This window comes from Pedobacter mendelii (genome assembly GCF_014635725.1).
Taxonomy (GTDB): Bacteria; Bacteroidota; Bacteroidia; order Sphingobacteriales; family Sphingobacteriaceae; genus Pedobacter; species Pedobacter mendelii.
Map to the genome: position 1 here is coordinate 57,496 of NZ_BMDJ01000001.1, position 14,963 is coordinate 72,458.

12 protein-coding genes are annotated in these 14,963 nt (G+C 34.8%); 5 read left to right on the forward strand and 7 right to left on the reverse strand.

The window, feature by feature from the left end:
* Positions 1-23: 23 nt before the first annotated feature.
* Complete coding sequence (locus tag IEV50_RS00230; protein WP_188411206.1) at positions 24-701, forward strand: polysaccharide deacetylase family protein; 678 nt, start codon at positions 24-26, stop codon at positions 699-701.
* A 386-nt stretch (positions 702-1,087) separates the two neighbouring features.
* Positions 1,088-3,367 carry an aconitate hydratase gene (locus IEV50_RS00235; protein ID WP_188411208.1) on the forward strand — a complete coding sequence of 760 codons (2,280 nt, stop codon included), beginning with the start codon at positions 1,088-1,090 and terminating at the stop codon, positions 3,365-3,367.
* A 129-nt stretch (positions 3,368-3,496) separates the two neighbouring features.
* Here the strand turns inward: IEV50_RS00235 and IEV50_RS00240 are convergent, their stop codons facing one another.
* From IEV50_RS00240 to IEV50_RS00255, 4 genes are all read right to left on the reverse strand, one after another.
* A complete protein-coding gene (locus tag IEV50_RS00240; RefSeq protein ID WP_188411210.1) occupies positions 3,497-3,817 on the reverse strand; it encodes a hypothetical protein in 321 nt (106 codons plus the stop codon).
* 229 nt (positions 3,818-4,046) lie between these two features.
* The gene (locus tag IEV50_RS00245; RefSeq protein WP_188411212.1) at positions 4,047-4,322 is read right to left on the reverse strand and encodes a hypothetical protein; all 276 of its coding nucleotides are present in this window, start codon (positions 4,320-4,322) and stop codon (positions 4,047-4,049) included.
* 189 nt (positions 4,323-4,511) lie between these two features.
* Positions 4,512-5,849 (reverse strand): GH1 family beta-glucosidase, encoded by a 1,338-nt coding sequence (locus IEV50_RS00250; protein ID WP_188411214.1) that lies wholly within the window; start codon positions 5,847-5,849, stop codon positions 4,512-4,514.
* Between the two features lie 62 nt (positions 5,850-5,911).
* Positions 5,912-7,726, reverse strand: a complete 1,815-nt coding sequence (locus tag IEV50_RS00255) for a MutS-related protein (protein ID WP_188411216.1) — start codon at positions 7,724-7,726, stop codon at positions 5,912-5,914.
* A gap of 116 nt (positions 7,727-7,842) precedes the next feature.
* On the opposite strand from IEV50_RS00255, the gene rlmH reads away from it, so the two are divergent.
* Positions 7,843-8,316 (forward strand): 23S rRNA (pseudouridine(1915)-N(3))-methyltransferase RlmH, encoded by a 474-nt coding sequence (gene rlmH / locus IEV50_RS00260; protein WP_188411217.1) that lies wholly within the window; start codon positions 7,843-7,845, stop codon positions 8,314-8,316.
* Between the two features lie 360 nt (positions 8,317-8,676).
* On the opposite strand, the gene IEV50_RS00265 is transcribed toward rlmH, so the two are convergent.
* Positions 8,677-9,228, reverse strand: a complete 552-nt coding sequence (locus IEV50_RS00265) for a DUF5606 family protein (protein ID WP_188411219.1) — start codon at positions 9,226-9,228, stop codon at positions 8,677-8,679.
* Positions 9,229-9,299: 71 nt separating this feature from the next.
* A complete protein-coding gene (locus IEV50_RS00270; protein WP_123204613.1) occupies positions 9,300-9,758 on the reverse strand; it encodes a peptidylprolyl isomerase in 459 nt (152 codons plus the stop codon).
* A 687-nt stretch (positions 9,759-10,445) separates the two neighbouring features.
* Here IEV50_RS00270 and IEV50_RS00275 point away from each other — a divergent pair.
* Together IEV50_RS00275 and IEV50_RS00280 are read left to right on the forward strand one after the other, a co-directional pair.
* Complete coding sequence (locus IEV50_RS00275) at positions 10,446-11,627, forward strand: asparagine synthetase B (protein ID WP_229746565.1); 1,182 nt, start codon at positions 10,446-10,448, stop codon at positions 11,625-11,627.
* Positions 11,628-12,135: 508 nt separating this feature from the next.
* A complete protein-coding gene (locus tag IEV50_RS00280; RefSeq protein ID WP_188411223.1) occupies positions 12,136-12,873 on the forward strand; it encodes a porin family protein in 738 nt (245 codons plus the stop codon).
* 65 nt (positions 12,874-12,938) lie between these two features.
* Here IEV50_RS00280 and IEV50_RS00285 read toward each other — a convergent pair whose 3' ends face one another.
* Entirely contained in the window at positions 12,939-14,963 is a 2,025-nt protein-coding gene (locus IEV50_RS00285) for a putative porin (protein WP_188411225.1), read from the reverse strand.

The window sequence follows — 14,963 nt, forward strand, 5'->3', positions numbered from 1 at the left end:
GGGCAATTACTAACTTTGATGTAATGTACCTGGTCAAATCGCCGCTTCTGCTTAGATGGTATTATCCATCATTATTATGGAGTAAACCCCGAACCGAAAAAGTTATTTATTTGACCTTTGACGATGGACCTATACCCAATGTTACAGATTTTGTATTAAAAACTTTAAAAGCTTTTAATGCTAAAGCGACTTTCTTTTGCATTGGCGATAATATAACTAAACATCCGGAAGTTTTTAATCGCGTAAAAAAGGATGGTCACGCTATCGGAAACCATACTTTTAATCATCTTAAAGGATGGATAACCGATGATGAAATCTATGTTCAAAATGCTTTAAAATGCCAGCAATTAACCCAAACAAACCTGTTCCGTCCACCTTACGGAAGGATAAAAAAAAGCCAGGTTAAGAAGTTAGTTGCCAGTTACCAGTTACCAGTTACAGGTTTACAAGCCGAAACCGGTAACAAGCAACACAAAACACACAACACATCGCCACAAATTGTAATGTGGGATGTTCTAAGTGGTGATTTTGACCAAAAGCTTGCTCCTGAAAAATGCTATCAAAATGTGATAAAAAATACTAGAAATGGCTCGATTATAGTTTTTCACGATAGTTTAAAAGCATTTGACCGTTTAGCGTATGCATTACCTAAGGTTTTAAAATATTTCTCTGATAAAGGTTTTACTTTTTCAACGCTTTAATAATTAGCGATTGTTGTGCCAACAACATAACGGCCTAAACAGTAACATTTTAAGAAAATTCTCATTTCTAAAATGTTCGTTTCCGAACATTTGCGTTCGGTATTGAACACTGTTTGACCAACCATTCCTATTAACACTAACCCGAAGTTATTAGCCCCGATTGAACGAAAAGCCCGCAGCGCAGCGAGGACTTGTAGAGAAAGCGGGAACAAACTTTAATTGAAAAACAGGCATTGCGCTTCAAGATAATTTGATAATGATTATCATATTCTATTTAGAATTCTTCCAAATAATACAATGATCCTGGTATGACTGTAAGAGGTGCATTTTTTTTGTAAATTCGCAGCTATTAGAATAGAAGTATTACCTTTTAACCAATAAAATCGATGGCTTTTGATATAGACATGATTAAAAAGGTGTATGCAAACTTCGGTAGCCGCGTTGATGCAGCTCGTAAAGTAGTTGGCAGACCTTTAACATTATCTGAAAAAATATTGTATGCTCACCTTTGGGACGGAGATCCGAAAAAAGCATTTTCTCGCGGAACTGATTATGTAGATTTCGCACCAGACCGTGTAGCAATGCAGGATGCAACTGCTCAAATGGCGCTTTTGCAATTTATGCAAGCTGGTCGCCCGCAAGTAGCAGTACCATCTACTGTTCATTGCGATCACTTAATTACGGCTAAAGAAGGTGCTGCAATAGATTTGCCTCATGCAAAAACAGAAAGTGCTGAAGTTTTTGACTTCTTATCATCTGTATCAAATAAATATGGTATTGGTTTCTGGAAACCAGGTGCTGGTATTATTCACCAGGTTGTTTTAGAAAATTATGCATTCCCGGGTGGAATGATGATTGGAACTGACTCGCACACTGTTAATGCAGGTGGTTTGGGTATGGTTGCAATTGGTGTTGGCGGTGCTGATGCATGTGATGTTATGGCTGGTTTACCATGGGAATTAAAATTTCCTAAATTAATTGGTGTAAAATTAACAGGTAAGTTAAACGGCTGGACGTCTGCTAAAGATGTTATTTTAAAAGTTGCCGGTATTTTAACCGTAAAAGGTGGTACAGGTGCAATTGTAGAATATTTTGGCGATGGTGCCATTAACTTAAGTTGTACAGGTAAAGGAACCATTTGTAATATGGGCGCCGAAATTGGCGCAACTACCTCTACTTTCGGATACGATGAAAGTATGGAACGTTATTTACGTGCTACTGGTAGAGATGAAGTTGCAGATGAAGCAAATAAAATTGCAGCGTATTTGACAGGTGATGACGAAGTTTACGCAGACCCTGAAAATTATTTCGACCAAGTTATTGAAATTAATTTAGATGAATTAGAGCCATATTTAAACGGTCCCTTTACACCAGATTTAGCTACTCCGGTTTCTCAAATGAAAACTGAAGCAGAGAAAAACGGCTGGCCTTTAAAAGTAGAATGGGGATTAATTGGTTCTTGTACCAACTCATCGTACGAGGATTTATCAAGGGCAGCTTCTATAGCGAACCAAGCTATAGAAAAAGGTTTGGTTACTAAATCTGCTTTCGGTATTAACCCAGGTTCTGAACAAGTTCGTTATACAGCTAATCGCGATGGTTTCTTAAAAACTTTCGAAGATTTAGATGCTACAATATTTACCAACGCCTGCGGACCATGTATTGGCATGTGGGATAGAACAGGTGCAGAAAAAGCAGAGAAAAATACTATTGTACACTCATTCAATAGAAATTTTGCTAAACGTGCCGATGGAAATCCAAATACTTTTGCTTTCGTTGCTTCGCCAGAAATGGTTGCTGCAATTGCAATTGCAGGAGATTTAGGTTTCAATCCATTAACAGATACTTTAACAAACGATAAAGGCGAGCAGGTAAAATTAGACCCACCTACTGGTGATGAATTGCCTACAAAAGGTTTCGCGGTAGAAGATGCAGGTTTTCAGGCTCCTGCTGCTGATGGTTCATCAGTAGAGGTTTTGGTTTCTCCGACTTCGCACCGTTTACAGTTACTAGATCCTTTTACACCTTGGGAAGGAACAGATTTAAAAGGTTTGAAACTTTTGATTAAAGCTAAAGGTAAATGTACAACCGACCATATTTCTATGGCGGGTCCGTGGTTAAAATTCCGTGGGCATTTAGATAACATTTCTAACAACATGCTTATCGGCGCAGTAAATTACTTCAATGATAAAACGGATAATGTTAAAAATGAATTAACTGGCGAATATGGTCCTGTTCCTGCTACTCAACGTGATTACAAAGCCGCTGGTATTGGTTCAATTGTAGTTGGTGACGAAAACTATGGTGAAGGTTCATCTCGTGAACACGCCGCTATGGAACCTCGTCATTTGGGTGTTCGTGCTGTATTGGTAAAATCATTTGCCCGTATTCATGAAACTAACCTTAAAAAGCAAGGTATGTTAGGTTTAACCTTTGCCGATAAAGATGATTACGATAAAATTTTAGAAGACGATATTATCGACATTTTAGGCTTAACGGAATTTGCACCAGATAAACCGTTAATATTGGTTTTACACCATGCAGACGGTACTGAAGAGCAGTTCGCTGTTAATCATAGTTACAATGCCCAGCAAATTGAATGGTTTGTAGCCGGTGGTGCTTTAAATATTATTAGAAGAGACGCTGCTGCAAAGGCTGCACTTTAAGAATAAGGATAAAAGAACAAAGAGATAGGGTTTAATAAAAACTCTTGTAATTATCTTTATTCATTAATCCAAATAAAAAAATCCCGTTTTGATTAATTTCAGAACGGGATTTTTTTATTATCGTCAATTTTAATTATGCACAAGCTCATAAACCCTTTGCATAAAAGTTGCCTCTTCAATTTTCTCAAAAAATTCCCGCCACTCCTCTCTGGTAAATACCAAGCTAATATCAGGAAATGGTGTTGAAAGAATTACAACCTCTTTACCATCAGGTCGGTTTTCTATATAATTATTAAATTCAAGTTTTTTGGTTGCACAGTAAAAAATATCAAATTGTTCAAATGAAAAGTTCATGAGTAATCCTGCCCTCCAAATATTTAAAACACGACAGTTACAACATTGTGCGATTGTTATATTTTCATTTTGAGCGAGAACTAATGTTTTACACATAAGAAAATAATTAAATTGAACGATAGTGCCTGATTTACCCGCACACATTAATGCGGGCAAACAGGACTTATTAATCAACAAAAACTAACCAAAATATAATGTTGAATACTTTCAAAACCACAATTCAAATATACATTATTTAGATTAAGTCTAAATAAAAATATAATAATTTTTCACAAAAAAAGCAAGCATTTGATTGTGCTTGCTAAAATCATGTTTTCAAGAGTGTTTAATACACCAATTTCGGTTTACCGTCTGCGCATTCAATACGTTTGGGCGCTAGTATCAATGCACAATCTGAATACAATTTCCATTTTTCATTAAATGCTTTTTCTTTCTGCGTGTATTGTTCTACCTTTTGAAGAAATAATGCAGTATCTATTTTAGCTGAGTATGCGATAAAACTACTTGCCCCACCACAGCCTTTGGCTCCAATTGGAACTATTCGCCAATCAGCAGCATTATCACAGCTAATCTGGTCAGACATTTTTAGAATATCACTCATTAATAAACTTTAATTCCATTTCATCTCTTTCTTTTGATTTAGAAAGGACACTATCATCTTTGCAAGATATAATTGTACAAATTATTACAATAAATAATGCAGCTGAGCTGGTTTTGAGAATATTCATTTATGAAATGGTTTATAATTTGAACATATAACGCATTCCTTTAATAAAACGCTACAAGCAGATTAAGACTTCAAAAACTTCTGCCACCAATAACCAGAGTTTTTTATTAATCTTTCCTGTGTTTTAAAGTCAGTATGTACCAAACCAAACCTTGCATTAAAACCCTCTGCCCATTCAAAGTTATCCATTAGTGTCCAGGCCATATAGCCAGTAATCGGCATACCTTCATTTTTAGCTTTAAGCAAGGCGGAAAGATATAATTGAAAATATTCTATCCGCTCAGCATCATTCACCTTACCATCGGTTACCTTGTCATGGTAGGCTGCTCCATTTTCAGTAATCATAATATTTTTCACATCGGGGTAAGAAGAGAATTGTTTTATAATATTGTAAAAACTGTCTGCATTAATTTCCCAGCCCATTGCTGTATGTGGTTTTTTTCTGCTTTTAGCTTTAACTTCCCAAGCCTGAATTACAGGAATAAAAGCATTGTATTTTACGGTTAAAGGAAAATAATTTTGCAAGCCAATGAAATCAAAGTCAAATTTATAACGGTCGATGTGCCGCCAGGTTCCGTATTCAATCTGAAATTTCTCCAATACATCCCAGTCAGCAGATGGGAAACCCAAGCCTAAAGTTGGCTCGATAAAAAGCCTGTTCATTAAACAATCTACCCTTTTTGCGGCAAGAATGTCGTTATCACTTTGTGTATAAGCTAAAATTTCGGAGCATGAAAATGTTGTACCAATGTTTGCATTATTTATTTCTGCTCTAAGTATTTTACCTCCTTCTGCTTGTGCCAAAGCGGTATGGTGAACCGCCGAAAAAAAATTAGACAAGCCTGTTTTACCTGGCGCATGAACCCCAAGCATATAACCTAAAGAAGTATAGCCAAAAGGCTCATTGATCACAATCCAGTTTTTAACCTTATCTCCGTATTCAATTGCACAAATACTTACAAAGGTATTAAACGCTGCATTAATGCTAAAGCTTGTCCACCCACCTTCATCTTCTAAAGCCTGAGGCAAATCCCAATGGTATAAAGTTATATAAGGTACTATGCCATGCTCCAGGCATTCATCAATTACATTATGATAAAACCGGATTCCTTCAGGATTTACCTCTCCCTTGCCAAAAGGTAAAATTCTCGACCACGCTATTGAAAATCTAAAGGTTTTAAAGCCCAAAACTTTAACTAAAGCAATGTCTTCTCTAAACCGATGATAAAAATCGCAGGTTACATTTATTTTGTGCCCCTTTTTTATTTTACCACTTTTAGCAGCAAAGGTATCCCAAATAGAAGGACCTTTGCCATACATATCGGATGTACCTTCTATTTGAGCTGCTGCAGTTGCAACACCCCATAAGAAATCTTTACCAAAATCTGTGGATTTTATCATTCCGTATATTTATCCTATAAATATGAGAAGTTAATGTTAACAGATGATTAAACTTTAGTTTACTAATCGAGTGTTAAACCAATCTCTTTTAATAAAATGGCTGCGTTAAATGTTTCGCAAGGACCATTTTTCAATTTATAATCAAACAACATTTCGCCATTATTTATCGTAATATCAAAATGGTAATTACGCAATGTATGTTGATTTTGTTGCTTCAAATCTGCCAATTGCAAATCATGTGTAGCAAAAAGTGCTGGCGTTTTTTCGGCAATTAGTTTTTCTACAAATACCTTAGAACCCAAATATTTATCACGACTGTTGGTACCACGCAACATCTCATCGATTAAAACAAAAGTATTTTTATCTGTAACTAAGTTATTTAAAATCATTTTTAAACGATTTAATTCAGCCTTAAAAGTTGATGTACTTTCATTTAACGAATCTTTAATACGCATATACGTATTTATGGAAAATACGGACAAATTCATTGATTTAGCACAAACCGGAGCACCAGCATAAGCCAAAACCATGTTAATACCCAATGTGCGCAAAAATGTACTCTTTCCGGCCATATTTGAGCCGGTAACAATATCAACAGTAGGCGTAGTTTCTAAATTGAAATTGTTTACGATGCGCTTGCTTTCTTTAATTAATGGATGACCAATTGCAGTTGTTGATAACGAAAATAACTCTTCTACTTCAGGAAAAACCCAAGCTGGCTGATTATGGCTAAGTGTACCAAAAGAAATTAATTCTTCAAAATCGCCAAGATAATTTAGAGCCGATATTACGTTTTTAGATGAAGACTCTACCCATTTATCCAAACTTATGCAACACCTAAAATCCCATAAAAGCAATGCGTTTAAAAGGCTTCCAATCATCAAGTTTAATCTGGAATCGAAGTTCTGGATGATTTTGGAAAGACTTTTTATCTGCCCACTAACTGGAGTATCAGAATCAAATAAATTTAAAATATAGCTGCTTTTCCATTTTTGATTTTCTGTCCAGCTGATTGCTTTTGCGTATTCGTTTAATAAATTTGAGCCGCCGCTAAAACTATGAAAAACCAAATCTATTTTACTACTAAAACGTGAATTCCAAGCGATGTGCGCAAAGAAGAAAAAGGAGAAGAGTTTCCAAAAAACACCTCCATAAAATAGCCCACCAAGCAGCAAAAACACAGTGATAAAAGGGACTAATCTGACATAAAGCCTTAAAAAAGAATTCTTGGTAAATACTAATTGTTCGCCGAGCTTACTTTGCAACTGTTCTTTTATAAGTTCTACCTTATTTGTATTATGACCTAAAAGATGTGCTCTAAACTCAAAGGTTTCGTTAATATAAACCGTTATTTCCTTTATCGATTCCTGGCGTTGCCGAATATTTTCCTTTGTACTTTTATTGGCAAAACTGGCCGCCAAAACATCATTTCCACTTTTTGTACTGCAACGATTAACCAACTCAAATAAAGATGAAGCACCAAAAACATCAAGTTCGGAAGTGTAAGGATGAGCGTCTGATTCGAAAGCTGATCCATTATTATAGCCATTTTCCAAGCCACTTAAACTGTGTAGTTCATTTTGGTAAATCCATAACAGTTTCTTTTCAAATTCTAGCTGACTATCTAATTTACTTTGTTTACGAACAATAAATACAAATCCGAAAACAGGAATAATCATTAGAAATTGAACAACTATTCTCCAAATATCATCGGCAGAATTTAAAAGCAATACAAAAAACAGAACCTCAACCATAAAAAGGCCTATCCTAATAAATGACAACTTATCGATTAGCTTTTTAGTATTTTCGATGTTCACGGAGGCTTCAGCGAGTTTTTGGCTGTATTTGTCTATTATTTGCTGTTGTGTTTTAACCATAAGGTTTCGTAAATTAGATATTCTGTAAAGGTATTAAAGCGCGTGATAATATATTTTGTTGATGCATTTTTATCTAAGTTTGTAGCACAAAAGTGATAAATACCAGTAAAATTTAAATGAAGATTACCCTCATCGCCATTGGCAAAACAGAAGATAAGTACTTAATTGAAGGCATTGAAAAATACATCAATCGTTTAAAGCATTATATTAACTTTACATTTCTGGCAATTCCTGATGTTAAAAACGTTAAAAATTTATCAGAAGCACAACAGAAAGCGAAAGAGGCCGAGCTATTGAACAAACAAATTAATAATGGTGATGTTGTTATTTTGTTAGATGAAAAAGGGAAAAAATATAGTTCAGTAGAATTTTCGAATTACCTGAACAAACAAATGGTTGGAAGTGTACAGCACCTCATTTTTATTATTGGTGGTCCTTACGGTTTTGATGATACGATTTACAAAAGAGCAAATGGGCTAATATCTTTATCAGACATGACCTTTTCACATCAAATGATTCGTTTGTTTTTTGTGGAGCAACTGTATCGGGGTTTCAGTATTTTAAAAGGAGAGCCTTATCATCATGCATAATATGGATGATGTAAAATGGATGTGGAATTTTATTAGCTAATTATATAAATTTGGTGTGGAATTGAATAAATAAGATCATCATTAAATAAAAAAATATGTTACTAGATAAATATAAAAGACAATATAGATTTAAAAGCAGACAAAGTGGAAGCGACAAATATTTTTGGATTAGCATAATTGCATCTTCTCTTATTTGCGGTTTAATCTGGTATTTCTCGAAATAAAAAATGCCTATCTAAGCCAAGTCTTTAACAAAAAATAGCCGCAGACTAACAGATTGTAAAAAGCTAATTTTTAATCTGTTAATTTGTGGCTAAAAAAATCGAAGCAGCACAGCACTTCAATACAATAAAAAGGAGTTTAAACTCCTTTTTTACTTGTCATACTAGCTTTCTTAGCTGGTGCAGAAGTTTTTGTTGTTGCTTTAGCACTTGCAGATGCTTTAGAACCTGTAGCTTTTTGCTTTTTATCAGCAGCAGCTTTTTCTTCAGATAATTTAACTTCAGCTGGCGAACCTGGTGTTTCAGGAGTTTCTTCAGTAAACAAAGGCAACTCTTTAATAATGTTATACCAGCCAATTATTTTTTTCATATCAGAAGCATAAACTTTATCTTCATCATGTCCTGGTGCAACCTCGTTAAAATAAGCACGAAGAGTGGACGTGTCTGCTTTGCTATCAGGTGTTGTTCCTTTAGCTGAAATTTTAGTAAAAACATCAACCAATTTAATTTCTTCCTCCTCACCGTAAACAGTAATATCTTCTAACGATGCAAGTTTGGTATTTGTGATGTTCGCCACAACTTTAAGTTTTTGAGCGTCTAGACCCTCTAAAATATACCCAACTTTATTTTGTCCTACCAGTTTAAACAAACCTGGCCTGCCCGAAACGGCAACTATTCCTCTTAAATTCATAATAATATTTTTTAAGCGTTTAGCGGATGGTATTTAGCGAATTACGCATATCGCCAAACGCTTAGCGCAATTTAATCTTCTACTATTTCAACGCCTAAAATTTTATCTCCCTGACGGATATCATCAACAAGATCAACATTTTCTATCGCTTTACCAAATACCGTATGAACGCCATCTAAGTGAGCTGTATTTGTTCTACTGTGGCAAATGAAAAATTGCGAACCACCTGTATTACGACCTGCATGTGCCATTGACAACACACCACGATCGTGATATTGATTTTCACCATCCAATTCACAATCTATTTTGTAACCCGGACCACCAGTACCAGGCATTCCTGTTGCGCCATCTTTTGAATTAGGACAGCCCGTTTGAACCATGAAATTAGGAATTACACGGTGGAATGTTACACCATCATAAAACCCTTCGCTTGCTAATTTTTTAAAGTTTGCAACTGCTTTCGGAGCATCTTTTTCAAAGAACTCTACAGTTATATTACCCTTTTCGGTTTTTATTATTGCTTTACTCATATCAATTTTTATTATTAAAATTACCTTAATGGCTATTAAACTTTTTAAGGAACCGCAAAAATAACAAAATTGTATAAATAGAACATCTTTAAAGATTTAAATTGCAAATAATACTTCAAATTTTCAGAAAACTACAATATTTTGTAAATGAACAGTAAAGTAATTCTTGGCATCTTCAGCCCCGCCATACGCTGTAGCCCTCGTAAAAACTCGGGGCTGCCGCTTCTGTCGGGTTTAAAAACAGAGGTAAAATTTTCTTCGCTTAGTTTTTAGGAGCAAGCTTATATGTTCTTAAATCTCTTATATGGTAAAGAATTATCTGCCTAGCTTGTGTTCTCTGTGAATTCCTTTGCGACCTCTGCGGTAAAATACATTTAAGGAGAGTGAACAATTTAATTTTTAGAAAGCAAGGGTAATAAGATTTTCGGAAACTGCAGTTGTGCACCAAACACATTAATCATTGCTTACTACTTTATAAAAGCAAATTAATTGCTAAGCATCTTTAAATTAACCTGAAACCAATCCAAGAATAAAGGCAAGCATATAAATCATTAAAATTTTAATAAACAGACTAAATCAGGTATTTTAGTGTTTTATGTAAATATGTTAACTAAGAAAAAGTATTTCATTTTGGTTTTCTGCTTGCTGTTAGGGTTGTGGGCAAAAGCATCATCTTTATTAATTTATATGGATGAAGACCAAAAAAACCACCTTAAGGCTTATGGAATTGCATACTGGACAATCAGCAAACAAGTTGAAGTAGATTGGCTTCTGAATTATAGAGGAGGGAGTTTTTTAATCAAATACAATAAAACGGTGGAAGATGAGTGCAAAATCAGAGGTGTTTCTTACGAAGTTTTAGCTGATGGAAAAGTGGTTAATTTATTAAATGAAATAAGCGACCCATCGGTAAACATGGAAATGGTGAAACTGGAAAAAACACCAAAAATTGCTGTTTATTCGCCAAAAAGCAAGCTTCCTTGGGATGATGCCGTAACGCTTGTTTTAACTTATGCCGAAATCCCTTATGATGTAATCTATGATGATGACATATTGCAAGATAAGCTAAGTAAATATGATTGGCTTCATTTGCATCACGAAGACTTTACTGGTCAGTATGGCCGCTTTTGGTCTTCTTTCAGGTATGCAAACTGGTATCAGGAAGATGTTAAAAATCAAGAAGCCTTAGCAAAAAAAATGGGTTATAAGAAGGTTTCTGAAATGAAACTCGCCGTTGCCAAACACATTAAAGAATATTGCGCAGGTGGCGGATTTATGTTTGCCATGTGTTCTGGAACAGATAGTTTTGACATCGCTCTAGCAGCAGAGGGTGTTGATATTTGCGCAGCTATGTTTGATGGTGATGGTGCCGATCCTAATGCTCAATCAAAACTCGACTTTAATAAAACTTTAGCATTCCAAAATTTTAAATTGGACAACAATCCGATGAATTACGAATTTTCGGATATAGACGTAACCAACAGCCGCGGATTAAATGAATCGAACGATTATTTTACTTTATTCGATTTTTCTGCTAAATGGGATTTGGTTCCAACCATGCTAACTCAAAATCATGATAAGGTAATTAAGGGTTTTATGGGCCAGACCACTGCTTTTAAAAAGAACTTAATTAAAACAAGCGTTACCGTTTTGGGCGAAAACAAAGGTGCCGCAGAAGTTAGATATTTGCATGGTGAAATTGGTAAAGGCCAGTTTACCTTTTATGGAGGCCATGACCCAGAAGATTATCAGCATGCTGTTGGTGACCCACCAACTGATTTAAACTTACACCCCAACTCTGCAGGTTACAGATTGATCTTGAATAACGTTTTGTTTCCCGCTGCAAAGAAGAAGCCACAAAAGACTTAATCACGAGTTAGCGGTTTGGTTTTACCAAATTATTTGTGTTTGAGAATTATATCTGTTTTCCGTGACTTCTGTGATTCTGTGGCTATTATTTTTTACCAGTTTTTTCCTGCAGAAACGCAGAATAACACAGAACTAAAAGCATATTTTCCGTGCCTTCTGTAATTCTCTGGCTATTATTTTTTGCCATTTTTTTCTCGTATAAGCGCACAGAACTATTGAGCTCCCGAAAAACAGTGCTCACCAAACCAATTTCAATGAATATAAAACACGTCGCTTTTTCAATTATTCCTGATTTCTATACAGCTTTTTTAAGGTGGCATTTGGTACAGGAAGTAGCACATTATAAATAAAATCATTAAAAAAATACGCTGTAAACCAACATTTTAGCAGCTAAATTTGTAACAGGCGTGATACTTTGGCATAGCTTTTGGAAATGGGGCTGTTAATTAACAAGGTTTCGACCTATAAAATTTAAAAAGAAGATTCTTTATCTAAAAGAAAAAATATTATGAAAAAGTTATTATTAAGTGTGTCGGTTATTTTATTAGCAACAGGTGCTTTTGCACAAAACAAAATGTCAGGTTCTGATGCAAGATTTGGATTAAAAGCAGGTGTTAACTTAGCAAGATTTCACTCAAGCGGTACCACTGGTTCTGATTCTTTTAACGAAAATGTTAAAGACAATGTAGGTTTTAGTGTTACAGGTTTCGCAGATTTTGGTGTTGGAAACAATTTCTTTATCCAACCTGGAATTTCATTGCAAAATAAAGGTGCTAAATTTGAATCAACAAGTTCAATCACTTCTGGTAATACTACGATTACTAACGTATCTACTAACAAAACAAGCTTAATGGCTATAGAGGTACCAATTAATGCAGTATTCAGAATCCCTACTGGTGATGCTGGTGCAGTTCAAATTAGTGCTGGCCCTTATGTTGGCTTCAACATTTCTGGTAAAAACAAAATAGAAAACACTACTACAACACTAAACAACACCACAAATACAAGCACTGTTGTAAATGGTTCAGATGAAAATGATTTATCATTTGGTAGCACAACAGACAAAAATTATGGCAGTACAGACTTTGGTGCTAACTTCGGTTTAGCTTACCGCACAACTTCAGGTTTCTTAGTTGGTGCTAACTATGGTTTAGGTTTATCTAATTTAATTGCTAAAGATTCTAGAGTTGGTGATGCAAAATTAACCAATCGTGTATTAGGCTTTACAGTGGGTTATTCGTTCTAATCAACCTGCTTACAAAGGAAGCGTCTCAATCTAATAAATTGAGACGCTTTTTTTTACCAATGAAATTAATCGTAAAAATTCCAGGTTACACCAAATTTTAATAATGCATCTGGCATTGGATAGCGATTTACAGTAAAATATCCAGGCGAAATTAATCCTTGATTCAGGTAATCGTACTTTACAAAAATATTTGCACGTTTTAAATTCGCCTTCAAAAAAACATCAACAACAGGTGTAGATTTTAAAACCGTTTCATCGCCAACATAGAATTGTGACAGCGCCGGCGAATAAGAGTAATTTGCATAAGCAGTATTATATCTTACATCAAAACCTATATTAGTTTTTAATACCTTAAAAAAGGTTTGGTCAAAATAAATACTATTACAAGTATAAAACTCTGGCGTTCTTAAAACACTATTATTATCAGTTTTTTGATAAGCTAAGTAATTCTCCAACACAAATTTTCCAAATCTCCATTTTTTAGAAATATCTATTCGAATTAAATTTATATCAGTGCTTTCCTGAATTGGCTTAGCATTAACATCGTTAATGCCTTTTATAGTTGTTTCAAAATAAAGATAATTACTAGTTAGAAAGTATTTCGCTCCCGCTTCCAACATTAATTTATCGTTTATATAATTGAATGACAGATTTGCAACTTTTGTGTTTTTTAAGTCAGCGTTTATCCAGGTAAAATGATTTCCATTGTAGTAATTAAAAATTTCTGATGGCGATTGATTTTGAAGATAAGCCCCTAATTCTATCCTTCCAATGGTTTTACTCAAAGCAATTCTGCTTTTCGCCTCATATAGGAAATCTCCTGCATTTCTACCTTGAAAAATCTGTTGAACATCAAGATTCAAATCAATATTACTTGTTAAACGATATCCTAAAGCACCCAACAAACTTAAATTTTGAAATCCGAAAGATCTGTCTTCGTAAGTAGAACCATTACTTCTTGAGCCTAATGAGCGATACTGATAATAATCGTGACGGATACCAGCATCAACTTTTAATTCGTTTTTAATAACCGATGATTTTTTTGGCCTTAAAAAGAAACTGTAGATAAATTCATTTTTTACATGCTGCACATGGGTAGAGTCATTGGTAAAAAAGTCATCAACATTACCATCCCGTTTGGTTAACGCTCTGGGAATTGCCGTATTGTCATCATCTTCATTTTTAGAGAAATCGTAGCTATCATTATTGTATTCTACTGTGTACGTAATTTTGTTTGTTGGCTGAACAGAGCCATTTATGGTAGTCGAACTATCTATACGACCAACATAATAAGTCTGTTTTAAGAATATAGTATTTTTACGATACAGATTTCTGGCTGTTGATAGACGCGTTGCTTCTGCATCTCTGCTAATTTTATCATAACCAGGCTCAAAAATACTGCTATCACTTCTAACACCGCCGTTTTCGAATGCACGCATGGTATTAAAAATAGCGGATGCCCACATATTATATCTCTTACTCGGAGATTGATACCAGCTGAATAAAGCTATATTTAAATTATCTCCTCTTTGCCTGCTGTAAAAACCTCGCGAATCCATACGGTTAAAGTTGAAACCTGCATTCCAGTTTTTCTTTATGTTTTGGCTATGTATGCCTCTAAATAATTGTTCTTTCTGACCTGCACTTATTAAATATAAGCTTGTAAAAGGCGACCTCGCTTGATAATAAATAATATCTTCAGGTGTTAGCGCATAGTTATCCAACGAGTGGAAGCCAACATCAAAACCTATGCGTTTAGCTGGTTCAAACAACAGCGGCCGTGCAGCTTGGCCCATACTACCAGTAGTAATATAAGGATGCTTTGGCTGCATTAAAGGACTATAATTTTGAATATTTGTTGTTGATGTATCTAAAGGTAAAAGCACAATACTGTCTTTACTTAAAGATAACTTTGTAAAACGAATATATTTCGCATTAAAAACCACAGAATCTTTAGCTCCTTCTTCCTTTTTACGTAAAGAATCGAGCTCTTTGTTATTACCAACATTTGTTTTTAAATCTTGCGCTAAAGCATCCTTTTTACCGATTAACAGTAAGATTACAAAACAGAACAGAACAACTTTACGCAT